Source organism: Corynebacterium sp. MSK008, assembly GCF_030232585.1.
GTDB lineage: Bacteria > Actinomycetota > Actinomycetes > Mycobacteriales > Mycobacteriaceae > Corynebacterium.
This window is the reverse complement of the sequence record NZ_JASPJX010000008.1, coordinates 68,743-94,113: the sequence shown is the minus strand read 5'-3', so window position 1 is coordinate 94,113 and position 25,371 is coordinate 68,743. Positions and strand designations below refer to the sequence as shown.

Annotated in this window: 22 protein-coding genes and 1 pseudogene; 13 read left to right on the top strand and 10 right to left on the bottom strand. The window is 65.1% G+C overall.

What is annotated here, in order from left to right; genetic code table 11:
* Window positions 1–32: 32 nt before the first annotated feature.
* Both copS and copR read right to left on the bottom strand, forming a co-directional pair.
* Window positions 33–1,160, bottom strand: a complete 1,128-nt coding sequence (gene copS, locus QP996_RS08075) for a two-component system sensor histidine kinase CopS (RefSeq protein ID WP_284872146.1) — start codon at window positions 1,158–1,160, stop codon at window positions 33–35.
* The gene (copR, locus tag QP996_RS08070) at window positions 1,157–1,879 is read right to left on the bottom strand and encodes a two-component system response regulator CopR (RefSeq protein WP_284872145.1); all 723 of its coding nucleotides are present in this window, start codon (window positions 1,877–1,879) and stop codon (window positions 1,157–1,159) included. Before copR ends, copS begins: the two co-directional genes overlap by 4 nt.
* Before the next feature lie 403 nt (window positions 1,880–2,282).
* Here copR and QP996_RS08065 point away from each other — a divergent pair, with 403 nt between their 5' ends.
* Entirely contained in the window at window positions 2,283–2,858 is a 576-nt protein-coding gene (locus QP996_RS08065) for a CueP family metal-binding protein (RefSeq protein WP_284872144.1), read from the top strand.
* Window positions 2,859–2,929: 71 nt separating this feature from the next.
* Window positions 2,930–4,402, top strand: coding sequence for a multicopper oxidase family protein (locus QP996_RS08060; protein ID WP_284872142.1), 1,473 nt, complete (start codon window positions 2,930–2,932; stop codon window positions 4,400–4,402).
* A gap of 157 nt (window positions 4,403–4,559) precedes the next feature.
* Here QP996_RS08060 and QP996_RS08055 read toward each other — a convergent pair whose 3' ends face one another.
* Both QP996_RS08055 and QP996_RS08050 read right to left on the bottom strand, forming a co-directional pair.
* Complete coding sequence (locus QP996_RS08055; RefSeq protein ID WP_284872141.1) at window positions 4,560–5,849, bottom strand: LCP family protein; 1,290 nt, start codon at window positions 5,847–5,849, stop codon at window positions 4,560–4,562.
* Between the two features lie 31 nt (window positions 5,850–5,880).
* The gene (locus QP996_RS08050; RefSeq protein ID WP_284872140.1) at window positions 5,881–6,579 is read right to left on the bottom strand and encodes a CPBP family intramembrane glutamic endopeptidase; all 699 of its coding nucleotides are present in this window, start codon (window positions 6,577–6,579) and stop codon (window positions 5,881–5,883) included.
* A gap of 17 nt (window positions 6,580–6,596) precedes the next feature.
* On the opposite strand from QP996_RS08050, the gene QP996_RS08045 reads away from it, so the two are divergent.
* The gene (locus tag QP996_RS08045; RefSeq protein ID WP_284872138.1) at window positions 6,597–7,511 is read left to right on the top strand and encodes a DUF2891 family protein; all 915 of its coding nucleotides are present in this window, start codon (window positions 6,597–6,599) and stop codon (window positions 7,509–7,511) included.
* Between the two features lie 21 nt (window positions 7,512–7,532).
* Window positions 7,533–8,381 (top strand): prephenate dehydratase, encoded by an 849-nt coding sequence (gene pheA, locus QP996_RS08040; protein WP_284872137.1) that lies wholly within the window; start codon window positions 7,533–7,535, stop codon window positions 8,379–8,381.
* Between the two features lie 15 nt (window positions 8,382–8,396).
* Here the strand turns inward: pheA and QP996_RS08035 are convergent, their stop codons facing one another.
* Genes QP996_RS08035 through QP996_RS08025 form a run of 3 tightly spaced genes read right to left on the bottom strand, consistent with a single transcriptional unit; the run spans window position 8,397 to window position 10,568 of the window.
* Window positions 8,397–8,744, bottom strand: a complete 348-nt coding sequence (locus QP996_RS08035; protein ID WP_284872136.1) for a metallopeptidase family protein — start codon at window positions 8,742–8,744, stop codon at window positions 8,397–8,399.
* A gap of 3 nt (window positions 8,745–8,747) precedes the next feature.
* A complete protein-coding gene (locus QP996_RS08030) occupies window positions 8,748–9,830 on the bottom strand; it encodes a septum formation family protein (RefSeq protein ID WP_284872135.1) in 1,083 nt (360 codons plus the stop codon).
* Window positions 9,831–9,839: 9 nt separating this feature from the next.
* Complete coding sequence (locus QP996_RS08025) at window positions 9,840–10,568, bottom strand: GntR family transcriptional regulator (RefSeq protein WP_284872133.1); 729 nt, start codon at window positions 10,566–10,568, stop codon at window positions 9,840–9,842.
* A gap of 80 nt (window positions 10,569–10,648) precedes the next feature.
* Here QP996_RS08025 and serS point away from each other — a divergent pair, with 80 nt between their 5' ends.
* The 3 genes from serS to QP996_RS08010 are packed head-to-tail and all read left to right on the top strand — an operon-like array spanning window position 10,649 to window position 13,581.
* Complete coding sequence (gene serS / locus QP996_RS08020) at window positions 10,649–11,902, top strand: serine--tRNA ligase (protein WP_284872131.1); 1,254 nt, start codon at window positions 10,649–10,651, stop codon at window positions 11,900–11,902.
* Window positions 11,902–12,735, top strand: coding sequence for a lysophospholipid acyltransferase family protein (locus QP996_RS08015; RefSeq protein ID WP_284872130.1), 834 nt, complete (start codon window positions 11,902–11,904; stop codon window positions 12,733–12,735). The genes serS and QP996_RS08015 overlap by 1 nt, the downstream gene beginning before the upstream one ends.
* A gap of 6 nt (window positions 12,736–12,741) precedes the next feature.
* Window positions 12,742–13,581 carry an HAD family hydrolase gene (locus QP996_RS08010; RefSeq protein WP_284872129.1) on the top strand — a complete coding sequence of 280 codons (840 nt, stop codon included), beginning with the start codon at window positions 12,742–12,744 and terminating at the stop codon, window positions 13,579–13,581.
* Here the strand turns inward: QP996_RS08010 and QP996_RS08005 are convergent.
* The gene (locus QP996_RS08005; RefSeq protein WP_284872127.1) at window positions 13,578–13,940 is read right to left on the bottom strand and encodes a hypothetical protein; all 363 of its coding nucleotides are present in this window, start codon (window positions 13,938–13,940) and stop codon (window positions 13,578–13,580) included. The two genes, QP996_RS08010 and QP996_RS08005, sit on opposite strands and share 4 nt — an antisense overlap.
* An 813-nt stretch (window positions 13,941–14,753) precedes the next feature.
* Between QP996_RS08005 and glpK the strand changes: the two are divergent.
* Window positions 14,754–16,215, top strand: a pseudogene (glpK, locus tag QP996_RS08000) (glycerol kinase GlpK).
* On the opposite strand, the gene QP996_RS07995 reads toward glpK, so the two are convergent.
* Entirely contained in the window at window positions 16,212–18,140 is a 1,929-nt protein-coding gene (locus QP996_RS07995; protein ID WP_284872125.1) for an N-acetylmuramoyl-L-alanine amidase, read from the bottom strand. The pseudogene glpK and the gene QP996_RS07995 sit on opposite strands and share 4 nt — an antisense overlap.
* Before the next feature lie 159 nt (window positions 18,141–18,299).
* Here QP996_RS07995 and glf point away from each other — a divergent pair, with 159 nt between their 5' ends.
* The 5 genes from glf to QP996_RS07970 all read left to right on the top strand — a co-directional run bounded on the left by glf (window position 18,300) and on the right by QP996_RS07970 (window position 24,937).
* Entirely contained in the window at window positions 18,300–19,490 is a 1,191-nt protein-coding gene (gene glf / locus QP996_RS07990) for a UDP-galactopyranose mutase (protein WP_284872124.1), read from the top strand.
* A 10-nt stretch (window positions 19,491–19,500) separates the two neighbouring features.
* Window positions 19,501–19,752, top strand: a complete 252-nt coding sequence (locus tag QP996_RS07985; protein WP_284872123.1) for a hypothetical protein — start codon at window positions 19,501–19,503, stop codon at window positions 19,750–19,752.
* A 277-nt stretch (window positions 19,753–20,029) separates the two neighbouring features.
* Window positions 20,030–21,742 carry an RNA-binding domain-containing protein gene (locus QP996_RS07980; RefSeq protein ID WP_284872122.1) on the top strand — a complete coding sequence of 571 codons (1,713 nt, stop codon included), beginning with the start codon at window positions 20,030–20,032 and terminating at the stop codon, window positions 21,740–21,742.
* A gap of 230 nt (window positions 21,743–21,972) precedes the next feature.
* Window positions 21,973–23,562, top strand: a complete 1,590-nt coding sequence (locus tag QP996_RS07975; RefSeq protein ID WP_284872121.1) for a cation:proton antiporter — start codon at window positions 21,973–21,975, stop codon at window positions 23,560–23,562.
* 154 nt (window positions 23,563–23,716) lie between these two features.
* Window positions 23,717–24,937, top strand: coding sequence for an ATP-binding protein (locus QP996_RS07970; RefSeq protein WP_284872120.1), 1,221 nt, complete (start codon window positions 23,717–23,719; stop codon window positions 24,935–24,937).
* Between the two features lie 63 nt (window positions 24,938–25,000).
* On the opposite strand, the gene QP996_RS07965 is transcribed toward QP996_RS07970, so the two are convergent.
* Complete coding sequence (locus tag QP996_RS07965; RefSeq protein WP_284872119.1) at window positions 25,001–25,363, bottom strand: hypothetical protein; 363 nt, start codon at window positions 25,361–25,363, stop codon at window positions 25,001–25,003.
* Window positions 25,364–25,371: the final 8 nt, after the last annotated feature.

Sequence of the window (25,371 nt, the reverse complement as noted above, 5' to 3'; positions counted from 1 at the left end):
AGGGCACGGCCCTTACGCGGGGCAGGGTGTGGTCACCGAGCAGCATCCTCACTGTCGGGAGGGGACAGCGGGAGGCGGAGAGCAAACACCGCTCCGCGACCGGGTCCGGGGGAGGTGGCGGTGAGAGTGCCGCCGTGGGCCTCGATCAATGCCTTGGAGATGGTCAGACCGATACCGGCCCCGCCGTTGTCCCGGCTGCGTGCGGCATCCCCCCGGTAGAAGCGTTCGAAGATGTGTCCGAGCTGGCTAGGTGGGATGCCCTCGCCGTCATCGGCGACGTGGATGAGTGCGGTGGACGCCCCCTGTCGGTAGACGCTGATCCGGACCTGCCCGCCGGCCGGGGTGTGCCGTAGCGCGTTCGACAGGAGATTGCTCATCACCTGGCCGAAGCGTTGCCGGTCCACGAGCACCCGGGCGGTGTCCGTAATGGTCTCGACCTGTAAATCGACGCCTTTGTCAGCATAAGCTTCCCCCGCGGCAGCAGCGGCGGTATGGAGCAGATCCCCGAGCCCTTCCTCCGCCAGGTCCAAATCGATCCGGTGTTCCTGGGCCCGGGAGACATCGTCGATGTCTTCCATCAACCGGGTCAGGCGGGTGAGTTGGTCAGCCATGATCGTGTGGGTGGCACTATTCCAGTCCACGGCCCCGTCCTGGAGACCATCGAGGTAGACCGTGAGCACCGATAAGGGGGTGCCCATTTCGTGGGCCAGATCAGAGAGCATCTGGCGGCGGACCTGCTCGGTGTGTTCCAGCCGGTCGGCCATGGTGTTGAAGGCATGCGCCAGGGTGGTGACCTCGGGGCCTGCTTCACCGGCGGGCACGCGGATACGATAGTTGCCGGCCGTCAGGCTGGTAGCGGCGCGGGTGAGATCCTGCAGGGGGGTGCGCAGGCGACGCGATAACCACAGGCTGGCCAGCAGGGCGCTGATCAAGGCGGTGGGCAGGGCGACGGCCAGGGTGATCAGGTTGGCGTCCCGGTAGGCCTGCTCGGCATGGAACAGCTCCAGCGAGGGGTACTCCCGGCCGGTCATCAACATATGATCCTGGAACAGGGTCGGGCCCACCATCGTGGCCATGGTCGCGGCCACCAGCAGGCTAATCACCACGACCAACACCTGGGCGGCCAGGAAGCGAAAGGTCAGGCCGGGTCCGTGATTCATGGCTGCCCCACCCGGTAGCCCACGCCACGCACGGTGTCGATAAACCCCCGGCCCCGGGTGTCGGTGCCGAGCTTGCGACGCAAGTTGCCGATGTGGACATCGACGATGCGTTCATCACCGACCCAGGTGGTGTCCCAGACCTCGGCGACCAGGTCGTGGCGGGTCAGCACCTGGCCGGGGCGCAGGGCCAGGGCAACCAGCAGCTCGAACTCCGTGCGGGTGAGCTCGACGGTCGTCTCCCCCACCCGCACCTGATGGGCGACGGGGTCAAGGATGAGGTCACCAACGATCAAGGGGGTGGTCACCTGCGGTGGGGTGGTGCTGGTGCGCGGGCGGCGCAGCACCGCATGCACCCGGGTCACCAGTTCCCGGATGCTAAAAGGTTTGGTGATGTAGTCATCCGCCCCCAGGGTCAAACCGCTGATCTTGTCATCCTCGCTGCCACGCGCGGTGAGCATGAGGATGTAGCAGTCCGAGAAGGTGCGGATCCGTCGGCATACCTCCAGGCCGTCGAGTTCGGGCAGCCCCAGATCCAGCACCACAACATCGGGGGAAAAGTGACGGGTCTCGTCCACGGCCTGGGTGCCGGTGTGCGCCTGGCGGGTATCGAAGCCGGCCCGGATGAGGTAGGAGGCCACCATCTGAGCCAGGGGTTGTTCGTCATCGACGATCAGCACCCGCTCCGGGGGCGTGGCGGTGGTCGGTGTGTGGTCAGCCATAGACCCCAGTATCGCTCCGGGCAGGGGGAATACCACCTTCGCTCAGTGCCCGGCGGGGAAATCTTCATCAAATCTTCAAACATCACCCTTCGACCGTCGTCACCCCTGTGCCCCGCCCCGGGCCGGCGGCATCGCCTCCCCTGGTCGGTTCAGCAGGCGCCACCAGGGATTTCACTGCCTGCACCGCATACCCGGGGCGGGTGGAAGGACATCGCCCACGGCTGTGGGGTGGTGTTCCGGTGGTGACCCAGCCCACCGAATTCACCCCCTTTTCGCCCTGTTATAAGGCTTTGAGCAGGGTTTTTGAATTCTAGTCCGTCAGGCACCCGTGCTAGATAAAGGTATGGCATCGACCTTGAGGCGGTGTCTTCTCATGGCCCTACCACGATCCAAGGAGATTGACGTGAAACGAGCAGCGATCGCAGCCGCCGCCCTTGCCCTCGCCCTCACGGGGTGTTCGGCCGCCGACCCGGAACCCACCGCCGATGGGACGGTGTCCCAGGATGCATTCCTGACTACCCATGGCCTGGCCGACATGGACGCGGTGGAGATCATTGATCACCTCGACCGGCAGAAGGTCACTGAGCGTCCCACGGATCTGATCGCCTCAGTGCGTAACGATGAACTGCTGCTCTCGAGCGATGACCAGGAAGTCGCGCTCGATCTTCCCGACAATCAGACGTATGTCTCGATCGCACCCTATCTCACCTCCACCCACGACTGCTTCTACCACAGCCTCACGACCTGCCAGGGGGAACTCGACAATGAGGATATCCAGGTCACGATCACCGATGAGGCGACCGGTGAGGTGCTGGTGGACGAGGCGACAACCACCTTCGACAACGGGTTTATTGGCTTCTGGCTTCCCGATGATGCCAGCGGCCTGATTGAGGTCAGCTACCAGGGGCGTACCGGCACCACGGAGTTTTCCACCGCCGACGACGGTGCCACCTGTGTCACAGACCTGCGCCTGACGTGATGGCTCAGCAGGGTCCCCACCTGCGCCTGTCTCCCGTGTCACTGAAATCTAGCACCATGGAAGGTTAAATCATGATGAACGCGTTTTCCCGACGACAGTTGCTGCTCGGCGGGCTCGTCCTCGCCGGCACCGGGGCCGTGGCCGCCTGCACCAGCGACCCTGGACCCGCTGCCTCGGCACCAGGTCCCTCCCTTCGCCCCACTCCCACTCCCACTGCGCTCGGTGAGCCGACGGTGCGCCGGACATTGACCGCCCGGCCCCTCTCCCTGGATATCGGAGGCATCGAAGCCAAGACGTGGGGATACGTCTCTGACACCGGGGATGCGGCCATTGAGGCCACCGTCGGCGACGTCCTCCAGGTCGATATCACCAATGAACTGCCTGAGAGTACCTCCATCCACTGGCATGGCATCGCACTCCACAACGCAGCCGACGGTGTGCCCGGCATGACCCAGGACCCCATTGAACCTGGCGAATCTTTCTCCTATGTTTTTGAAGTCCCCCACGGCGGCACCTACTTCTACCATTCCCACACTGGCCTGCAGCTTGATCGCGGCCTCCACGCCCCACTGATCGTCCGTGACCCGCAAGACGCTGAGGACCAGGACGTCGAGTGGACCATCGTGCTCGACGACTGGGTCGATGGCATTCAGGGCACTCCCGACGATGAGCTCGACAAACTCACCGGAATGGGTTCGGGCGACCATAACGGAATGGGAGGTCACGGCCAGATGATGCACGGCACCCCGGACCGGGTACTGGGCGGGGATGCCGGCGATGTGATGTATCCGCACTACCTCATCAACGGACGTATCCCCCGTGCTCACCGGACCTTCGAGGCTCGCCCGGGCGACAAGGCCCGCCTGCGGTTTATCAACTCCGGCGGTGACACCATCTTCAAGGTGGCCCTCGGTGGTCACCGCATGACCGTCACCCACACCGACGGCTTCCCTGTCCAGCCCTGGGAGACCGAATCGATCTACCTGTCGATGGGCGAGCGTGTCGACGTCGAGGTCATCCTCGGCGACGGCATCTTCCCGCTCACGGCTTTGGCGGTGGGTAAGGACGACCGCGCCTTCGCCGTCATCCGCACCGCCGGCGGCCAGGCCCCCCGCCCCGATGTCGACTTCCCCGAGTTGTCGTCTACCGGACTGCTTCTGTCCTCCCTGAAGCCAGCAGACCGTGCACTCCTGCCCGAGGGCACACCAGATCGAGAAGTCAGCATCGACCTGGGCGGGCAGATGATGCCGTATGAATGGAGCATTCTCACCGACGGCCAATCCTCCTCCGCGACCGTGCAGGAGGGCCAGCACCTGCGGATGGTCATGCGCAACAGGACCATGATGCCCCATCCCATGCATATCCACGGCCACACGTGGGCGCTACCCGGCAGCGACGGGCTACGCAAGGACACTGTCCTTCTCCGCCACGGTGAAACCATGATCGCCGACCTGATCGCTGACAACCCCGGTGAGTGGGCATTTCACTGCCATAACGCCTATCACATGGAAACCGGGATGATGAGTTCCCTGCGGTACGCCTAACCCCACAGCATGGTCGGTCGCTGGGGTGAGCTGGGTCGCTGCAGACCACCCACCGGGCAGCACGATGACCTTCCTCGGTGTTGTGGTCTTCCGGGACAACCAGAACACCGTTTTCCGCCTGTGGCCGCTTGTTGCGCCAACCGCCCCGTCCGGCGCCCTAACGCAGGGAGTCGAACAGGGCCGCGGCCTCCGCGTCGTCCCAAAGCACCACGTTGCCCACCTCGGTGTCGGTGAAGCCGCCGATGGGCACGGTCTCCGTCTCTAGGCCGCCGCGCAGCGCGATGACGATGCGGGCGAGGTTCCAGGCGTGGTCGTCGGAGTTGACCGTCAGCAGGCTGGGGGTGACCCACAGCAGCCGCGCCATGCGGAAGGGGTTGAGGTACACGGACGGCGATAGCACGCGCGTGACCAGCGTGGTCATGAACTCCCGCTGGCGCGCCACGCGGTCCAGGTCGCCCTGGGCGGTGGCGCGGGTGCGCACGTAGCCCAGCGCGGTAGGGCCGTCCATGGTCTGGCAGCCGGGTTGGAGGTTGATGTTGGCCAGCGGGTCGTCGATGGGCTCGGCGACGCAAATCTCCACGCCGCCCGCCGCGTCGACCACACCGGCGAGGCCGCCCATGCCGATCTCCGCGTAGCGGTCCACGTGCAGCCCGGTGTTGTGCTCCACGGTTTCTACCAGCAGCTGCGGACCGCCGATGGAGAATGCCGCGTTGATTTTGTCGTAGCCGTACCCGGGCACGGGGACGTAGGAGTCGCGCGGGATGGACACCAGCGTCGGTTTTCCGCGCAGCGGCAGGTGCATGAGCATGATCGTGTCGGTGCGTACGGTGCCCAGGTCGCCGCCGGTGCCGAGGCGTTCGACGTCCTTTTCGCTTAAGCCCGTGCGCGAGTCGGAGCCGACAAGCAGCCAGTTGGTCCCCGAGGTGTTCGAGATTTGCTGGTCAGGCATGGCGGCGGTGCGGTTGAGGCGCGCGTCCGCGATCAGCACCGAGCCGATGAGCAAGGCGATGACCAGGGCAAGTACTGCGCCGCAGCCGGGGAGCTTTACTTTGCGACGTTCCTTCGGTCCCCTCTGCCTCCTCCTCGACACCTGCAGCGGGACTTCCTCCGGGGCGGGGCGCTGCTGCGCCTGACGCGGCGCCGGCCGCTGCTGTGCTGGCCGGCTGCGCGGATGCTCCGGCGCGCAGCGCGGCTCGTAGGCGGCGGGGGGTTCGTAGACGGTGTGGCCCGGCTCAACCCGCGGAGAAACCGGCGGTGACACCCTGCGCGTGCGGGGTTCTACGCGCGTGAATTCGTCGGGGTGGCGGGCGGCGGGATCGCGTCGAGAAGCAGTTGTGCGACGGCGAATGGGGCGGCCGTAGCGGTCCACGAGGGGCTTGCCGTCTTTGCCCAGCACGAACTCGCCCGCGTTGTCGCGGGGGTCGTTGGAATGGGGCGTAGTAGACATGCGCTTAGTGTAACCAGTGTGACGGAAGTGTTTAGATTCCGAGCCACGACAGATCCAGCAGCGGATAGGCGATAAACGCCACGGCATCGATGAAAAAGTGCGCCAGGATCAGCGGCCACACCCGGCCAGTTTTATGGAAGTACCAGGCAAAAATTACGCCCATGACAATGTTGCCGAACCCCGCGGAGACCCCCTGGTACAGGTGGTAGGACCCCCGCAGCACCGCCGAGGCCACGATGAACTGCCAGGGTTTCCACCCCAACTGCTTCAGGCGCGTGACCAAATACATCACCACCACGATCTCCTCGCCGAAGCCGTTGGCGAACGACCATAGAAGCGAGGTCGGAATCTGCACAGCGGCGGTGGTCGGCACCACCACCTTGGACAGGCCCAGGTGCACCGCGGCGACGTAAAACGCCAGGCCGGGCAGCCCGATCAGCGCCGCGAACCCGGCCCCGCGTGCGGCGTCGGACCAGCGGGGCCAGCGCCAACGCTCCTCCAAAAGGAACCACGCCAGCCCGCCCCACGCGAGAAGTGTCAGCGCGGAGGTCGCCTGCAGCGCCAGGTCCAGCCAGGGAATCGACGAGGCCGCGTCGTGGATGGTGGTGCTCTGCTGGTTCAGCGGGGCTTTCAGCAGCGAGTCCACAAGTCGAAGCGCCGCCCGCAACCCCGAGGTACCGAAGGTGACCGCGAGGACTAACACGATTTCGAGCTTCAGGCGCCGAGTCATGCGCTAACTTTAACGCCATGCAGGATTCGTGGGCGCGCACTATCGAGCAGGTTGTTGGCCAGGAGTACCCCGCCGCCATGCACCATGAGCAGGCAGGCCCCGGCCACCCCGACCCGCGGGTGCTGCACCCAGCGTTCTGGGGCTCCTACGACTGGCATTCGTGCGTGCACATGCTCTGCACCGCGGTGAAGATGCACAAGCTTCACGACGACCTCCGGCTCGCCGACCTTCTCGATGAGCGCCTGACCAAAGAGAACATCGCCACTGAGGCCGAGTACCTGCGCGCCCACCCGCTTTACGAGCGCCCGTACGGCTGGGCGTGGGCGATGCAGCTGGTCAAGGTGTGCCGCGGCACCAGGTGGGAGAGCGCGCTTGGGCCGCTTGAGGCCCAGCTGGAGCGCAACATCGCCGTGTGGCTGGGCACGCAGCAGTGGCCGGTGCGCCACGGCGTGCACTCGAACTCGGCGCTGGCGCTGCTGCTCATCCACGACGCGTCGTCGATGCTGCGCGAGCAGGTGGAGCGCACCGCCCGCGCCTGGTTCGGCCAGGACCGCGGCTACCCACACGCGTGGGAAGTTTCGGGCCACGACTTCGTCTCCAACGGCCTGGCAGAGGCTGCGCTGATGCGCCGCGTGCTGCCGCCCGGCGAGTACGCCGCCTGGCTGGACGGCTTCCTCTCGCCCGAGGCGTTCGAGTTCTATACCGCGCCGATCCGGGTCGTCGACCCCGAAGACGGCCAGCAGGCCCACCTCATCGGCCTCATGCTCACGCGCGCGTGGTTGCTGCGCGAAATTGATAGGCCGGAGGGCACACAGCAGCTTATCGACGCCGCTTCGCCCCACCTGACCGGCCAGAACTTTATGGCCACGCACTGGCTGATCACCTACGCGGTCCTCGCGGAGGACGCGGCGGCAAACGGACCTGCCAGCTGACATTCGTGTACAAACGTGGCTATGCGATCCGGTGAGAGTCCAATGACCCGCGTCGCCTACCTGGGGCCTGCCGGCACGTTCACAGAAGAAGCAGCGCTGCGCTTCGGCATCGAGGGCGCGCAGTACGTGCCCGTGGAGTCGCCGGCCGCGGCGCTGGCCGCCTTAGACGCGGGCGAGGCGGAGTACGCGGTGTGCGCCATCGAGAACTCCATCGACGGCGCGGTGACCACCACCATGGACGCGCTCGCCGCCGCTGAAAACGCGCGCATCGTGGGGGAGACCGAGCTCGCCATCGCGTTCGCCGTGATGACCAGGCAGGGGCACACGCTTGGCGACGCCCTCCGGCTCGCCACCCACCCCGTCGCCCACCAACAAGTCAAGCGCTGGGTGGCAACACACGCGCCGCGCGCGGAGTTCATCCCCGCCCCCTCCAATGCCGCCGCGGCGAAGATGGTGGCCGACGGCGACGCCGACGTGGCCGTCGCCCCGGAGCGTGCGGCGACGCTGCACGGGCTGAAAGTGCACGCCCGCGGTGTCGCTGACGCGGAGACGGCGCGGACGAGGTTCGTGCTCGTCGCAAAGCGACCTGCCCTGCCGGAACCCACCGGCAACGACCGCACCGCAATTGTCTTCCGCATCAAGAACGAGCCCGGCTCCCTTGTACGCGTACTGCAGGAGTTCGCCGCGCGCGGGGTGGACATGACGCGCATCGAGTCGCGGCCCACGCGCGAGGAGCCGAACACCTACGACTTCTTCGTGGACCTGGCAGGACACGCCAGCGACGCGGCGGTGGCGGCGGCGCTGGAAGCCTGCGCCGCGCACACCACCGCGATGCGGCAGCTGGGCACGTGGCCTCGCGCGGTGCGCTAGTCCGGTGAGCGGGCTCTAGCCCCAGCCGAGGGCGTGGAGCTCGTGCTCCTCCAACCCGAAGTAGTGGCCCACCTCGTGCAGCACGGTCACCTTCACCTCGTGGCGTAGTTGCTCCTCATCCGCGCAGATCGCCTCGAGGGCGTTTTTGTACACGAACACCGCGTCCGGTAAGAACCCGGAATGGTTCGAGTGCTGCTCCGTCAGCGGCACACCCTCGAACAGGCCCAGCAGGGTCGGATTGTCCGGGTTGTAATCCCGCGCCAGGATCACCATGTTTGTCATGTGCTGGGCGAAGTTGTCCGGGATGGTGTCCAACGCGTCGTTGATCATCTCCTCGAACGCCTCATCGCTGACCGGGAGCATGGGCTACTGCACCGGTGCCTGGGCTGGAGCCTGTACTGCGCCAGCTGCGGGGTCCTGCGCGCCTGCGGCGGGGGCGGGCGCCGCCGGGGCCTGCTGTTCCCGCAGGGGGCGGCGCTGAGGGCGCTCGGGGGGCGGAGCGTCGTCGATACGCAAATGCTCACGGCCCTGCGTCGCGGAACCCGTGAGGTTGGCAAAACCGCCCTCCGGGCGCGAGAACATCAGTGCGCAGTTCACGCTGCGGGAGCCGCCTTCCCACGCGGCGGGGGTCTGGGTGGTCCAGAACGGGCGCAGCGCGATCTGGTAGAGGTTTTCCTCGCTGCCCATGTAATCCTGCGCGGCCTGGGTGCACACGTCCTGGAGGTACTTGTCCTGCTCCTCAACAGCAGGGGTGTGCTCCGGGAAGACTTCCTCCAGCGAAACCTGGCTGGTGATCTCCAGCTGGTGCGGGTCCGCGCACTTCACCGCGGTCAACGTGTTGGACGCGTCGATGGCCACGCACTCGCCCGCCTCAAACACGCGGGCCTGATCCTGGTCCTCCACGCGCCCCGAGGTCAAAAGCGGCTCGCCGGCGCGGTTGGTCTCCTGCAGGCCGCACAGCATTGTGCGGTCCCCGCGGGCCCACGCGTCCGCCGGCGGCAGGATCGGGGCGATGGAGTAGCGGCCGTTTGGGTCGTACTTGCCACCCAGGTAGCGCAGCGTGCCGGCGCCGCACAGCTCCTCGCGCAGCTGGGCCTGGCGCGTCGGGTTCGGCATCGGTGCCTCCGGGCCGAACTCGGAGGTGGGGTAGGTGGCCAGGTCTTGGCGCAGGGACACCTCGAAGCGGTGCTCGCCCTCGCAGTCCGCCTGCTCGAAGCCGGTGATCGTGCCGTCCTCGGCCACCTGCCACGTCAGGCAGGCTCCGGCGTCGGCGGTGGTAAACGACGCGGCCTGATCCGGCGAGGCGGTGGAACTGGCGGTGGTGGAGGAGGCCTGGTCCCCGGGTTCAGTCTCCGAGGTGCCTGCGGCGAGCGTGTACGTGCCCGCGCCGACGGCGCCCGCCAGCGCGGCGATGATAAAGGAACGCAGCGCGCTCTGTTTCGAAGCCATGGCGGCCCATTATTCCACTTCTCGCGCTACCCGAGTAGTCAGCCGGTAGCGGTCCGTGCGGTACACCGAGGAACAAAACTCCACGTTGTGCGTCCCTGACCGGGCATAACGCACGATGTGCAGCAAGGCCGTGTCCGGCTGTACGTCCAACAGCGGGGCGTTGTCCGGCCCGGCTGTGACCGCGGTGACGGTCTGCTCCGCTTCTGTGACCCCCAGGCCGTAATGCTTGTCCAACAGGGTGTACACGGAGTGGTACACGTCGTTTTCCAACAAGTCCGGCACCAGCGTGGCGTTGTACCAGGCGTCGTCGACGGCGTACGGTTCGCCGTCGCCAAGCCTCAGCCTGCGCAAACGGATGTGCGTGGCAGTGGGGGCGGTGCCGAAAAACTGCGCGACCTCTTCCGGCGGGGTGGTGCGTTCGCACAGCAAGATGCGTGACGACGCCTCCACGCGCTGCGCCCGCATCTCATCCGAGAAACTCGCCAAGTGCAGGCGCGACACCAACGGCGCCGGGGCGACGAACGTGCCCTTGCCGCGCACGCGGCGCAACCGGCCCGCCGCCACCAAATCCCCGATCGCGCGGCGCACCGTGATGCGGGAGACGCCGTACTCCTCCTCCAGCGCGCGCTCGCCCGGCAGCGGGTCGCCGGGGGAGAACTCCGCGGCAATGCGGGACTCTAGAAGCGAGCGGAGCTGCTCGTGCTTGGGCACAGGGCCGTCTGCGATCGGGAGAGTCATATGCCCACCCTAGCGCACTGGTTATGACCGGACGTCGTTGTGCCGTTGTTGCGCCGGTAGACAATGTAAGGTGAACAAGCGTGATTGATCTGAAGCGTGTGCGCGAAAACCCCGAGGCCGTCCGCGAGTCCCAGCGAGCCCGCGGCGAAGACCCTGCGCTTGTAGACGAGCTGCTGGCCGCCGACGAAGCCCGCCGCTCCGCCATCCAGACCGCCGACGAGCTGCGCTCGGAACAGAAGGCGTTTGGCAAGAAGATCGGCCAGGCCGCCCCCGAGGACCGCCCGGCGCTGCTGGAAGGCTCCAACGAGCTCAAGGCCCGCGTCAAGGAGGCCCAAGCGGCGGAGGCTGCGGCGCAGGAGAAACTGGAGAAGCTGCAGTACTCCATCGCCAACATCATCGAGGGCGCCCCGGCCGGCGGCGAGGAGGACTTCGTGGTCCTCGAGCACGTCGGCGAGGTGCCCGAGTTCGACTTCGAGGTCAAAGACCACCTGGACTTGGCCGAGCCGCTCGGCATCATCGACATGAAGCGCGGCACCAAGGTCGGCGGCGCGCGCTTCTACTACCTGGCGGGCGACGGTGCCTGGCTGCAGCTGGGCATGCTCATGCTCGCCGCCCAGAAGGCGCGTGAGGCCGGCTTCACGCTCATGGTCCCGCCGGTGCTGGTGCGCCCCGACGTCATGCAGGGCACCGGCTTCTTGGACGCGCACGACGAGGAGATCTACTACCTCGAGCGCGACGACATGTACCTGGTGGGCACCTCCGAGGTCGCGCTTGCCGGCCTGCACCAGGACGAGATCATCGACCTGTCGGACGGCCCGCTGCTCTACGCCGGCTGGTCTTCCTGCTTCCGCCGCGAGGCCGGCTCCTATGGCAAGGACACCAAGGGCATCCTGCGCGTCCACCAGTTCGACAAGCTGGAAATGTTCGCCTATTGCAAGCCCGAGGACGCCGAGGAGATGCACCAGAAGCTGCTCGGCCTGGAGCGCGACATGCTCGCCGCCGTGGAGGTGCCCTACCGCATCATCGATGTCGCGGCAGGCGACCTCGGCTCCTCCGCCGCCCGTAAGTTCGACACGGAGGCGTGGGTGCCGTCGCAAGGCACGTACCGCGAGCTGACCTCAACCTCCAACTGCACCACCTTCCAGGCTCGCCGCCTGCACACCCGCTACCGCGACGCCGACGGAAAGACCCAGATCGCCGCCACCCTCAACGGCACCCTGGCAACCACCCGCTGGCTGGTTGCCATCCTGGAAAACAACCAGCAGGCAGACGGTTCCGTGCGCGTGCCCGAAGCGCTGCGCCCGTGGGTGGGCAAGGAAGTGCTCACGCCGTAATGGATATGCGCCGATACCGCGGCTTTACGGTCCCGCGGCTCTACGAAGGCATCGCCGCCAACCGCGACGAAGCCGTGGAGAAGTTCTACCAGGGCCTCGTCGGCTTCGCCCGGCGCCTCATGCGCGCAGCGAAAATCGAGGTCACGGTCATCGGCGCGGAAAACATCCCGGCGAACGGCGGCGCGATACTGGCTGGCAACCACACCGGCTACGCCGACTTCATCATGCTCGGCACCGGCCCCTACCTGCACGGCGAGCGGCTCGTGCGGTTCATGGCCAAAAAATCCGTTTTCGACGTGCCCGTGCTGGGGTGGCTGCTCAAGCTGATGAAGCATGTGCCGGTGGACCGGGCCCGCGGCGGTGCCTCCATCGCACCGGCGGTGGAGATGCTGCGCGAAGGCAACCTCGTGGGCATCTTCCCCGAGGCCACCATCTCGAGGTCGTTCGAGCTGGCCAACTTCAAAACCGGCGCCGCCCGCATCGCCCACCAGGCCGGCGTGCCTCTGGTGCCGTGCGCGATCTGGGGTTCGCAGCGCATTTGGACCAAGGACCTGCCGAAACACTTCCGCAACGTTCCGGTTATCGTGCGCTACGGCGAGCCCGTCGCCCTCACCGGCGACGCCGAGGCGGACACTGCCGAGCTGAAGCGCCAGATGCAGTTGCTTCTCGACGCATCACGGTCCGAATACTCCACCCGCTTCTCTGACGGCACGGGCGAGGCATGGATGCCGAGGGCCTTGGGCGGCACCGCGCCCACGCTGGAAGAGGCAGAGGAGCTCTACGCGAAGGAGCGCGCCGAGCGCGAAGCGAAGAAGCAGCGCAGGAAGGGTTGATGCTCAATGCCTGTCGACGCCTCCGGTGACGCCCCCCGCCTAATCATCTCCGACATCGACGGCACTTTCATCACCTCCGCCGGCCGAGTCACCGACAGGCTGCGCACAGTGATCGTGCGGGCAGTCGAATCCGGCGCCCACTTCGGCCTGGCCACGGGCCGCCCGCACCGTTGGCTCCTCCCCGTGCTGGAGCAGCTCCCGCTTTCGCCGGTGTGCGTGTGCGCCAACGGGGCGGTGGTCTACGACCCCGCTTCAGACCGCGTGCTGCACGCCTTCGAGCTCGCACCGTCCGCGATGGCAGAGGTCGTCGAGGTGACAGAGCGCGTCCTCGACGGGGTGCCGCACGGTTACGGCGTCGAGCGCGTCGGCTCGTCCGCGCTCGACCCGGAAGAGGAATGCTTCATCATCACCCCCGAGTACAACCGGGACGCGTGGGACAGCCAATTCGGCATCACCGACACCCAGACGTTGATCAGCCAGCCTGCCGCGAAACTGCTGGTGCGCTGCTCATCCATGACCTCGGCGCAGATGTACGAGCTCATCGCGCCCGAGGTAGACCCGGAGCTGGCGCACGTGACCTACTCCATGGATGAAGGGCTGATCGAGGTCTCCCGCCCCGGCGTGAACAAGGCCGCCGGCGCGCGCTACCTCGCCGAGCGCTACGGCGTCACCGCCGCCGACGCCATCGCGTTCGGCGACATGCCCAACGACCTCGAGCTTCTGCGCTGGGCTGGCCGCGGGGTGGCCATGGCCAACGCCACGCCCATGCTTCACGACGCCGCCGACCACGTCACCGCCACCAACAACGAATACGGCGTCGCACGCGTACTCGAGCGCTGGTTCTAGCTCGCCTGCTTCTCTAGGTCCGCGAGCCACGTTCGGTACGGCGTCTCAATCCGGCTGGGTAGCTGGTGCGCCCCCGGGCGCTGGTCAATGGCGGTCTGGATTTCCGCGATGAACCCGTCGGTGCGCGCGTTATCCCACCCCACCCTGCGCACCACGGCGCCTTGATTCTGGAGTTGGGTTTCGCGGTGGCGTTCCCGTCGTAAAGCTTCTGCTGCATCCCCGAACACCCCGCTGTTCTTCTCCAGCCCGTCCGCCTCGAGCACAACAAACCCGTTGATGAGCACGTCCGCCCAGGCGACAGTGGGCCAACCATCCGCTTCGGTGATGCGGAACCCCACCTGGAACTCGATGGTCTCCACCCCCCGTGAGGCGGCCCTCCGCGATCGCGCGCAAAATCGCATCGCGCACAATGGTCTCCAACGCGCTCGCGGACGTGTCGGCGGAGTAGCAGATCAGCTCACGGAAGGCCTTGATGCCGCGGGCCTGAGTGAGCGTTTCGGTCTTTTCCAGCAGGTACTCGACGGTGAGGTGTTCGTGCTTGAAGCGTGCGGACTCGATCTGCACCAGCGCCTCGATCGGGCTGTAGTAGCGGAACGAGTCGAACATGGCTCGTATCGCTGTCGCGGTGCGGATGCCGTTGTGCTCCACGAACTCGGCCGCGCGGAGGAGGCCACTGCGGTAGATCCTGTCCGGGTACTTCTTGCCCCAAGCCCGGGACGACCCGGGCATCGCAAGATCTACCGTGGTCACCCATTTGTGTGTGGAAAGGTCAAGCCACCGTGCAGCGGCCGGGCCCGTGATTACTGCGGTTTTGCACTGTGCTGCGACTTTCTTAATCAAATCCAGCTCAGCCTGACGTTTCTTTTGAATTCCCCCCATAGCCGGAAGTATTGCATGGGTTGTACTGCTCGTCCACGCGAGCGCCGTGGGGCGGGTGTATGGACCGTCTAGCAGGGTGGAAGCTGGTGCTAGACGATCAAGGGGTGGCACTCGAGTTTTCCCAGGTCGTGATGAATGTCAATGCCAATAGTGGCTTGATCGTCTAGCAGCTCGCGTCCGTTGCTAGACGATTCGCCCTGCTAGACGATTCGAGCAGGTCTTTTGGTGCAAACGTGCCGTCGCGCTGTCGACCACAGCCGGCGCGCCCCAAGCCCACCCGTAGAATCGCGCTCATGGCTTTGATTGCGGCGATTGACCAGGGCACGACGTCGACGCGCGTGTGCATCACACGCACCGACGGCAAGGTTGTCGCCCAGTCGCAGTTCGAGCACACCCAGCACATGCCGCAAAAGGGCTGGGTGGAGCACGACCCGATGGAGATCTGGCGCAACACGCGCCGGGCGTTGAGCGAGGCGCTCGCGGACGAGGACATCAGCGAGCAGGACATCGACGCGCTCGGCCTGACCAACCAGCGCGAAACCGCCGTGATCTGGGAAAAGAAGACCGGAAAGCCGATTTACAACGCCATCGTGTGGCAGGATACCCGCACGAACCACGAGGGCGACGCCGCGAAGTACCTGCGCAAAACCGGGCTTTTGCACAACTCGTACCCGGCGGCGCCGAAGTGGGCGTGGATCCTGGACAACGTGCCAAACGCCCGCGAGCGCGCGGAAAAGGGCGAGCTGCTCGCGGGCACGATCGATACGTGGCTGATCTGGAACCTCACCGGCGGTGCGAAGGACTTGGACCGCGCGCTGCACCTGACGGATGTGACTAACGCGTCGCGCACCCTGCTCATGGATCTGGAGACGCTTCAGTGGGACATGCAGCTTTGCGACGAGCTCCGCATCCCGCCGCAAATCCTCCCGGAGATCCGCCCGTCGGTGGGCAACTTTGGCAAGATCCGCCCCCGTGGCCCGCTGGCGGGCGTGCCCATTACCGGCGTGCTGGGCGACCAGCAGGCGGCGCTGTTCGGTCAGGGCGGCATCCGCGAAAACGACGCGAAGATGACCTACGGCACGGGGCTGTTCATGCTGCTCAACACGGGTGGCACGCCGAAGTTCAGCGAGAACGGACTGCTCACCACCGTGGCGTACCAGATCCAGGGCCAGCCGCCGGTGTTCGCGCAGGAGGGGGTCAGTGGCGGTGGGCGGTTCGCTGATTCAGTGGCTGCGTGACCAGCTGGGAATCCTGGACACCGCCGCGGAGTCCGAAACCCTGGCGAGCCAGGTCGAGGACAGCGGGGGAGTGGTGATTGTGCCGGCGTTTTCCGGGCTGTTCGCGCCGCGGTGGCGCCCTGATGCGCGTGGGGTGATCGTGGGGTTGACCCGGTTCGTCGATAGACGGCATATTGCTCGGGCTGCTCTTGAGGTGACCTGTTTGCAGGCGCGCGAGGTGGTGTGCGCGATGGGAGGGGAGCCGAAGGCGCTGAAGGTCGACGGCGGGATGACCACGAACGACCTGCTGATGCAGATGCAGGCGGACATTTTGGGCCTGACCGTCGAGCGCCCCGCGAACACGGAGACCACGGTGATGGGGGCGGCGTCGGCGGCGGGCATGGGCATTTCGCTTATCGACGAACCGCTGACGCTCGGCCCCACAACCACCTGGGAAAACGAAATGGCCGGCCCCGAAAGGGACCGGCTTGTCGCCGCGTGGGAGGACGCGGTGTCGCGCTGCCTGAATTTGGCCTAGTTCGTGTTGATATCGACCGCGTTGGTGGACGGGTTGTAGGTGATGAAGCCGCCTTCGAAGTCCACGCGCACGGTGTCGGCGGTGGGGTTGAACTGCTGCGTCACCGGCATGCCCAGCGGGCCAGCGTCCAGGCCCTGCTGCAGCCAGGCCTCGGCGATCTTGCCCACCAGGGCGATGATCTCGCCTTCGTTGTTGCGTGCGCCGATGCCGTTGGCGTACAGCGCCACAGCCGGGCCGGTGGGGCCGCCGACGCCGGCGACGAGCTTGCCCAGGGTCGGCTCGAGCGCCGTCCAGACCTGGGCGGCTTCGCTGGAGCCGAAGGCGTTGAGGGTAGGCGCTACGGCTGGGCTGATCTGCTTGGCCACACCGGCTGCCTGCGCCAGCGTCAACCCCTCGAAGACCTCGGTGTCTCCGGCGGTGGAGACGGTGGGCAGCTTGTCCTGGGCGGCCAGGAATAGCAGGACTAGGCCGATGGAGGCGCCTGCCACGGAGGCGATGGCGTTCGGGTCGCCGGAGGACAGCGCGGCGAGGGTGCCGTCGGCAGTGCCGTTGCTCGGGCTGCCCTGGTGCTTCGGGGTCGGTGTCGGTGCGGCCCCGGTGTCGCGCGCGTCCGGGTCCGCCGGGGCGACCGGGCTGGTCGGGGTGGACGTGGTCTCGTTGCCGCTCAAGCGGTCGAGGATGGAGCCGATGCCGGAGCGGCTGCCGCCCAAGGAGCGGTACTTCGTGGCTGCGGTGGCGCGGATCGCGGGCAGCTTGGAGTACAGGTTGTCGCCCGGGCAGGTGTTGTAGTGGAAGTCGCGGTGGGCGTTGATGTTGTTAAACATCGCGCCTTGGCCAGCGGCGTACTTGGAACCGCGGAAGTTGCCCTCGGCGAAGTGGTAGCTGGAGCCGGTGGGGTCGAAGCCTGCGACGGCGGCCTTCCAGCCGATGATCTCGCCCATGGCGCGCAGGGCGGCCGGGGTGGGCTCGGCGGACTGGTAGTCGCCAAGCATGGACACGCCCCAGGTGTTCTGGTTGAAGGAACCGACGTGGGCGCCCTGCGGGCCGCGGTCCATGCCGCCGGCGCGACCTTCGTAGATGTTGCCGTACTTATCGACGAGCGCGTGGTAGCCGATGTCGCCCCAGCCCAGGTTCCTCGCGTGGTAGTTCCAGATGCCGCGCACGATGCCCGGTGCCTCGGCCTCGGAGTAGTTGTTGGAGCCCGCCGTGTGGTGCACGGTCGCGGCGGTGGTGGGCTCGGTGTAGTGCGGGGTGCTGCTGCGACCGGCGCCCCATTGCGCGCGGGTGACCACCTTGGGCATGCCACGCGTGTAGGAGTCGACGACGGGCTGGATACCGCCTTCCGCGGTGCCGGTGCCGCCGTCGAGGAAGACCGCCTCGATGTCGTTGGCGGTGGTGGGGGCGTCGGAGACGGTGCGGCCGCCTTCGAGCAGGTCCACGTTGCCGGTGGAAACCTGAATACGCTTCGTGCGGCCCACGTAGATCGGCTCGGTGCCGGATTTCTCGGAGCCCGCCTGCGGGGCTGCCGGGTCCATCTCGAACCATTCGGACCAGGTGCCGTCGGCTTTCTGGGAGCGCACGTACGCGGCGATGTCGCGCTCGCCGGTCCAGGTCAGGCCCACGATGGAGAATTCGCGGTCGTTGGCGAACTCCTTGACCACGCGGCGGACCTGCTCTTCTTCGCCGCCCTGGGTGCGGATGGCGGCGTCGTCGACGGTGATGTTGTCGCCGGACGCAAACGATGAGGAGGTGGTGTAGACCTCCGGTGCGCCCACGCCTTGCGACTGCACCTGCAGGATGCGGTTGCCGCTGAACGCGTTGGCGGCAACGAGTGCTGTGACGAGGAGGACGGACACGATCACGGGCATGATCGCGGCCCGGGCGGGTCGGGCCGCGCCGCCCTGAATGCTGCGACGTTGCTGCACAGTAATACTCCTGAGGTTCTATGGGGTCACTGCGAAAGCAGTGGCAAATGTGACAGAAACGAAGTGTAGTGCAAGTTCAAGTCTCAAGAAAGACTTGAGACTTCTGGGGCGTGTCGCGGCGGAGCTCCGTCGATAGGCAACTGTGCGAAAATAGGTCGCATGGCATACGACCTCATTGTTGTTGGATCGGGTTTCTTCGGCCTCACCGTGGCCGAGCAGGCGGCGAGTGAGCTGGGCAAACGCGTGCTGGTAGTGGAAAAACGCAGCCACATCGGCGGCAATGCGTACAGCGAAAACGAGTCGGAAACCGGCATTGAGGTGCACAAATACGGTGCGCACCTCTTCCACACCTCGAACGAGCGGGTGTGGGAATACGTCAACCGCTTCACCGACTTCACGGACTACCAGCACCGCGTTTTCGCGATGCACGACGGCACCGCCTACCAGTTCCCAATGGGGCTCGGCCTGATCAACCAGTTCTTCGGCCGCTACTACTCGCCGGAAGAGGCGAAGAAGCTCATCGAGGAGCAGCGCGAAGGCCTCGACCCCGCGGCCGCGACGAACCTGGAGGAGCGCGGCATCGCGCTCATTGGCAAGCCGCTCTACGACGCGTTTGTGAAGCACTACACCGCCAAGCAGTGGCAGACCGACCCCACCGACCTGCCGCCGGAGATCATCTCCCGCCTGCCGGTGCGCTACACTTTCAACAACCGCTACTTCAACGATACCTACGAAGGCCTGCCCGTCGACGGCTACGCCGCCTGGCTGGAGAAGATGGCGGAGCATGAGCTTATCGACGTCCGCACGGACACCGACTGGTTCGCCGTCGCCTCCGAGGTGCGCGCCGAGAACCCGGACGCGCCCGTGGTCTACACCGGCCCGCTGGACCAGTACTTCGACTACACCGAGGGCCGCCTAGGCTGGCGCACCCTCGACTTCGAGCAGGAAGTGCTCGAGGTCGGCGACTTCCAAGGCACCCCGGTGATGAACTACAACGACGCCGATGTGCCGTACACCCGCATCCACGAGTTCCGCCACTTCCACCCGGAGCGCTCCGAGTACCCGTCCGATAAGACGGTGATTGTGAAGGAGTACTCCCGCTTCGCCGAGGATGACGATGAGGTGTACTACCCGATCAACACGCCGGAGGATCGCGAGAAGCTGGAGGCCTATCGACGCCTCGCGGCCGAAGAATCCGAGCAGAACAACGTCCTGTTCGGCGGCCGGTTGGGCACCTACCAGTACCTGGACATGCACATGGCCATCGCCTCGGCGCTGACCCTGTTTGACAACCAGCTGCGCCCGTTCTTCGAACACGGCGAGCCTTTGTCGCAGCCCCGCGGCCACTAGGGTCGGAGGCATGGCAACGCAAGAGATTTTCGTTCACCCCGACTGCCCGGACTGCGCGGGCGTCATCGCCGAATACAATGACAACGCGCACAGCTTCGGCGACGCTGAGCTTCTCGACATCACCGAGCTGGGCAGCCTCAAACGCTTCCTGCACTACCGCGACCGGCTGTCCGGTTACGCCGCCGCTCGGGACGCCGGCAAGATCGGGGTGCCCTCGAAGGTGCTCGACGGCACCACGGTGGAGTTCTTCGACGCGGTGTAGCGGCCACGGCGGCGCGGTGCCGGGGTCGCCCGGCACCGCTGCCCGGCCGACCAATTAAAACGCCGACCAGGTTGTGGAAAATAACCACGCCTCCTGGCCAGCTGATGGACCTGATTATAACGAGAATGGTAGCTCCGGTCGAGTTATAGACAACTCGAAACAACTCCAAACAACTATTCTGACCTGCGTCGATGGAATGATTCTAGGCGATTTTTGCGGTAAGTTGTTTCGGAGTTGTTTCAAACAACTTTGAAACAACTTTTGTTATTCTGAGCTCATGCTCGATTCGGGTTTTGAGGGTGTGGAGGAAGCACTGTCGGCAATTGAGGCCGGAGATAGCGCCGATATCTGGGAATCCCAGGTACTGGATTTCAAGGAGGATCCTGCCGTCCACCCGATGAACAAGAACCCCGATGCGGGTCTTGTGGAGTTTCTCATCGACGAAGTTATTTGTTTCTCCAACGCCGACGGCGGAGTCGCCTACATTGTCCTTGGTGTCAATGACAAGAAGGCAGGCCCTGCTGCGTTCACTGGTACTGATCGCTCATGCGATTGGTTGGTGGAAAAGATTTACAGCAAGACGCAGCCTCATATTCAGGTCGAAGCTTCTGAAATCGAGCGCTGTGGCAAGCGTTTGATTGCGTTGCGCATCCCGCGGGGGATGGCGTTGTATCAGCGTTCCAAAGGCCAGGCCAGTAAACGCGTCGGGAAAAACTGTGTTCCTTTGGGGGAGGATGAGCGTCGCAGTATTCACCTGTCCCGTTCGAACCCTGACCTGAGCGCTACTGTGTCTCGACGAAGCCCTAAAGATCTCGACCCTAAGGCAATCGAGCAGGCTAAAGCACTCCTGGCCAACCGGAAGCATGCCTTGGGTGATGACTCGCCTGTACCCCAGACGAGTCTTCAACTCTGCAGTGAGTTGGGATTGCTTACGGCCGATGGCGCGCTGACATTTGCGGCAGAAATTCTCTTCATGCAGCCACTGCACAACCGGACGGTCGTGAGACATTTGCTTCGCGACGTGCCCAGTGGCGATCCGAAAGTAACCGAGATCTCCGCACCGTTGATTACTGCGTCAGAACAGCTACGTGCGTTGATTAAGGCTCACACGTCGCAGGAGGTTGCGCGAGTGCAGCTCCCGAACGGGCAAGAGTTTCCCATTCCGGCGTTTCCTGCGGCTGCTGTAGATGAAATTGTTTCTAACGCATTCGCGCACCGCGACTGGGGAGCGACCACTGCAATCGTCGTTGATCAGTCTCCGACCAGTCTGACCGTATGGTCTCCTGGTGGCCTCCCCGTAGGCGTGCCCGAGGAGAGGATTCTGAGCACCCAATCGATTCCGCGTAACCCGATTCTGATGGGTGCACTGCGACAGTTAGGACTTGCTGAAGAATCTTCGCGAGGCTTCGATCGCATGTGGGTCTCCATGCTTGCTAGTGGTAGGCAAGCCCCCAGTCTGAATGCCGATGGGCCGTTTGTTGAGGTCACGTTGCCCGCCGGAAATGTCGATTCGGCGTTTATTAAGACGCTGTACCTGTTGCGTACTGAGTTTGGTGAAGCGATCTTCAAGAGTGTGGATGGGCTTTTGGTTGCGCGTCATCTAGCGAACAACCAGATTTTGATGACGTCCACGGCAGCTCGACTCATGCAAGTCCCGGAAGCGCAGGCCCAAGAAACCTTGGGGTGGTACGCAAGTCAGGGCTTCCTAGAACCTTTGCGGGATGCTCCTGAGTGGATACTGTCCGCTCGAGCTCGGGCGGCCTTTGAGGGGAACGAATCTACTGCGATTGCATCCGTGACTACCGAGGACTGGATCATTGCTCAGTTGCGCGAGGGGCAGTCCCTGAACGCTCGTGAGGTTGCGAATGAACTCGGCGTAGAGCGTGAATCAGTGAGCCGAATCCTTCGCCACCTTCGAGATTTGGGTAAAGCGAAGATTGCCGACGGTAGCCCGACTCGAGGTCCGAGTGTTCGGTGGGTTTCCCTCTAAACAACTCCAAACAACTATCCTGACCTACTCAGATGGGTTGATTTCGGGTCAGTTTTACTGCGAGTTGTTTCGGAGTTGTTTCAAACAACTCCGAAAAGGGTTGGTTAGGCGCTCAGGGCCGGGGCGACGAAGGTAGAAACGAGGTACCGGTTGATGTCGGAGTGGTTGATGATGCCCGCGCCCGTGCCGACACCTGCTGCAGCCCGCGGTACGCCGTAAACTCACCCCTCGTGGGAACTTTCATAGCACTAATCGGCCTGCTGCTCGCCACCGTCCTCGTCGCCGCGGTAGGTGAGCGCACCGGCCTGCCGTGGCCGGCGCTTCTGACTGTGGTGGTCGCGCCGGTGATCTTTATCCCCGGCATCGACACGGTGTCCATCGATCCGCACCTGATCCTGCCGATCTTCCTGCCCCCGCTGTTGTGGTCGCTGGCCCGGCGCACGAGCTGGGGGCAAATCGGCTCGCAGCTCAACGTGGTGCTGACCATGTCGATCATCCTGGTGTTCCTCACCATCGCGGCGCTCACGGCCACGGCGATGTGGATGCTGCCGGGGCTGAGCTTGGCTGCGGCGATGGTGCTCGCCGCCGCGATCGCCCCGCCGGACCCGGTGGCCGTGGACGCCGTGGCGGGCCCGGCCGGCATCCCGAAGCGCATCACTGGCACGCTGCAGACGGAGGGGCTATTTAACGACGCAGCCTCCATCGTCACCTTCAACGTCGCCATGGCGGCCGCAGTCGCCCACGGTGAGGTCGACTTCGGTAAAGGCGCGCTGCAGTTCCTCTACGCCGCTATCGCCGCGGTGTTGATCGGCTTGGTCGTGGGTAGGTTGGCCGCCGCTTTCGCCAACTCGGTGCCCGATTCCGTGATCCGCACCGCGTTTACCTGGGTGCTCCCGTTCGCCATCTACGCCGGCTGCGAGGCCATCGGAGCCTCCGGCGTCATCGCGATCGTCATCGCCGCGGTGGAGATGTCCTCGCGCTCGACCATGACCGCCGAGGACCGCCTCACCGGCCACTCCTTCTGGGAGACGGTGGAACTGCTGTTCACCGGCGTGGCGTTCGGCCTGATTGGCATGAGCGTGCGCGACGCTATCGACACCGCTGGCACGCACATCTGGCAGGCGGTGCAGGTGGGTGTGGTCCTGTCCGTCGTCGCGTTTGCGGTGCGCTTCATCTGGATGTGGGTGCTGTACAAGATCAACCAGAAAAAGCACCACACCAACGTCTCCCCGCTGCGCCTGCAGGAGGTTCTGCTCATGGCGTGGGCGGGCATGCGCGGGTTGGTCACGCTGGCGCTGGTGCTGGCGATCCCGGCGTCGGCGACGAACTACCACCACGAACTCTCTGTCATCGCGTTGACCGTGCTCACCTGCACGATGGTGCTGCCGGGGCTGTTGCTGCCGTGGCTCGTCGATAAGCTTGACCTGCAAAATGGCCCCGCCGGCGACAAGGCGCTCGAGGAGCTGAACCAGCGCGCCTTCGACGCGGCGCGCAAGGCGGTGCGCGAGCACGGCGAGGAGTACGCGCCGGAGGCGTACGCGATGATGCAGGAGCGCCTCGACTCGATCGCGGAGAAGCGCCTGCAGGACCCCGAGGGCTCCGAGGAGCGCAAGGCTGCCTTCGACCGTGCGCGTACGGGCGCTGCGCAGCTGCAGGAGGTCGCACTTCGCGCCGCCAGCCGCGAGCTGCAGCAGGCGCGCCGCGAGCGCAAGTACAACCCCGCGGACGTCGATGCGGTGCTCGCTGACCTGGACCGCCTCATCCTCGCGCGCGACCGCAAGGCCCTCACCGGCCCGAGCACGTTGTGGGAGCAGAAGTAGGGGGCCTTTGCCTATCGACGAGCCTCCGCCCCGCCCCGTTTTCAAAATGCCAAGCGGATCGCTTTCAAAACGCCAAGCAAGCCGTTTTCAAAACGCCAAGCAAGTCGTTTTCAAAATGCCAACCTGGCTCGTTTAGCTGCTACTATGCGGCTGTATGGCGAACGGATATATTCCACGGCTGGCGGATGCTGAATTGGAGCGATCGCTCCGCAGGCAGGGCGGTGTCCTTATTCAGGGACCAAAAGGTTGTGGAAAGACAGAGACGGCGAAACAGCAAGCCGCAAGTTTTCTGAACGTTGAGACCGATCCTGGCGTCACCCTCGCTATGGATAATGACCCGCGGCTGCTGCTCGAAGGAGCCACACCGCGGCTTATCGACGAATGGCAGCTGCAGCCGAGACTGTGGGATTTCGCGCGGCACGCCATTGACGAGCGTCAGGCGAAGGGGCAGTTCATCTTCACCGGGTCCACGGCCCCTGGGGCGGACGCGACGAGCCACTCGGGTGCCGGCCGGTTCGCACGAATGACGATGTCGACAATGACCCTCTTTGAAACTGGGGACTCGGATGGGACGGTTTCACTTGCTGCTGCGGTTGCAGGTGACCCATTGCCGTTTGCGACACCGGACTTAACACTGCCGCATCTGGCGGAACGCGTGTGCCGGGGTGGCCTTCCGTACAACGTCGGTCTTCCATTTGAAGACGCGCTGGAAAACGTCCGCGACTACGTACAAACCGTTGCGGACGTGGATATCCATGCCCCTGGTGGGGTGAATCGCGATTCAGAGCGGGTGCGGCGGATGATCCGTTCGTTAGCTCGTGGCGTGGGTACCGAGCTGGAGCTGCAAACCATCGCGACCGATGCCGATACCTCCCGGGAAACAACTCGGGGCTATCTCGATGCTCTCGCGAGCATTTTCGTCTCTGTGGACCAGCCTGCGTGGTTCACGCATCTGCGCTCTAAAGCGACGCTGAGGAAAGCACCGAAGCGTCATCTCGCTGATCCCTCCTTTGCCATGGCAGCGCTGGATCGGGGGCCGGAACAGCTTCTCCGAGACCCCGCATACTTCGGCCAGCTCTTTGAGTCCTTGGTGGTGCACGAATTGCGTGCGTTAACGGGAAGAACGGTGTACCACGCCCGGCTGAATACGAAGCTGGAGGTCGACGCTGTTGCGAATGTCGGTGGCCGGGACGTGCTAGTTGAAGTGAAGTTGGGCTACACCCCAGAGGTGATTGAGCATGCGGCCGACACACTCAAGCGGTTCGCAGGGCACCTTGATGATGACCCAGCCTTGGTGGTGATCACCTCGGGAGGACCCGCGTTACGCCGCAACGACGGTGTGGCAGTGATTCCTATCGGGGCTTTGGGTCCGTAGCTAATTGCTCGTTTCGGATGGGTGGTGGGGTTAGGGGCGTGTTTGGGTACATACGTTTACGCTCTAGCGCCCGCCCGGAGTGCCGTCGCCGAACTCGCGGCGGAAGTTGCCGTCCCAGTCGTAGTCCCCGCCCAGGTCCTGCACCGGATTCTGGACAGGGTCCTGCACACCGTAGTTGCCGGGCTCGAGGGGGTCCGGCTGCTGGTAGATGCTGCCCTGGATGCCCATGAGCATGAACACCGCGCCCGCAATGGCGGCGGCGATGCCGATGAACACGGCGGTCGAGCCGGACAGGAACGCGAACGACAACACAGCCACCACGACGCACACTGCGCCGATGGCGTAGTTGCGCGCCGGCGAGCCGGAGCGCTGCCGATCTGCGGGGTCGTGGGGGAGGCCGTCTGCGTTGTATCCCTGGAACTGCATGATGCGCA

Bases quoted from the DNA above. Each gene is read 5' to 3' on its own strand.
- copS (WP_284872146.1), bottom strand. From the start codon at position 1,160: ATGAATCACGGACCCGGCCTGACCTTTCGCTTCCTGGCCGCCCAGGTG.
- copR (WP_284872145.1), bottom strand. From the start codon at position 1,879: ATGGCTGACCACACACCGACCACCGCCACGCCCCCGGAGCGGGTGCTG.
- QP996_RS08060 (WP_284872142.1), top strand. From the start codon at position 2,930: ATGATGAACGCGTTTTCCCGACGACAGTTGCTGCTCGGCGGGCTCGTC.
- QP996_RS08055 (WP_284872141.1), bottom strand. From the start codon at position 5,849: ATGTCTACTACGCCCCATTCCAACGACCCCCGCGACAACGCGGGCGAG.
- QP996_RS08050 (WP_284872140.1), bottom strand. From the start codon at position 6,579: ATGACTCGGCGCCTGAAGCTCGAAATCGTGTTAGTCCTCGCGGTCACC.
- QP996_RS08045 (WP_284872138.1), top strand. From the start codon at position 6,597: ATGCAGGATTCGTGGGCGCGCACTATCGAGCAGGTTGTTGGCCAGGAG.
- pheA (WP_284872137.1), top strand. From the start codon at position 7,533: ATGCGATCCGGTGAGAGTCCAATGACCCGCGTCGCCTACCTGGGGCCT.
- QP996_RS08035 (WP_284872136.1), bottom strand. From the start codon at position 8,744: ATGCTCCCGGTCAGCGATGAGGCGTTCGAGGAGATGATCAACGACGCG.
- QP996_RS08030 (WP_284872135.1), bottom strand. From the start codon at position 9,830: ATGGCTTCGAAACAGAGCGCGCTGCGTTCCTTTATCATCGCCGCGCTG.
- QP996_RS08025 (WP_284872133.1), bottom strand. From the start codon at position 10,568: ATGACTCTCCCGATCGCAGACGGCCCTGTGCCCAAGCACGAGCAGCTC.
- QP996_RS08015 (WP_284872130.1), top strand. From the start codon at position 11,902: ATGGATATGCGCCGATACCGCGGCTTTACGGTCCCGCGGCTCTACGAA.
- QP996_RS08010 (WP_284872129.1), top strand. From the start codon at position 12,742: ATGCCTGTCGACGCCTCCGGTGACGCCCCCCGCCTAATCATCTCCGAC.
- glf (WP_284872124.1), top strand. From the start codon at position 18,300: ATGGCATACGACCTCATTGTTGTTGGATCGGGTTTCTTCGGCCTCACC.
- QP996_RS07985 (WP_284872123.1), top strand. From the start codon at position 19,501: ATGGCAACGCAAGAGATTTTCGTTCACCCCGACTGCCCGGACTGCGCG.
- QP996_RS07980 (WP_284872122.1), top strand. From the start codon at position 20,030: ATGCTCGATTCGGGTTTTGAGGGTGTGGAGGAAGCACTGTCGGCAATT.
- QP996_RS07970 (WP_284872120.1), top strand. From the start codon at position 23,717: ATGGCGAACGGATATATTCCACGGCTGGCGGATGCTGAATTGGAGCGA.
- QP996_RS07965 (WP_284872119.1), bottom strand. From the start codon at position 25,363: ATGCAGTTCCAGGGATACAACGCAGACGGCCTCCCCCACGACCCCGCA.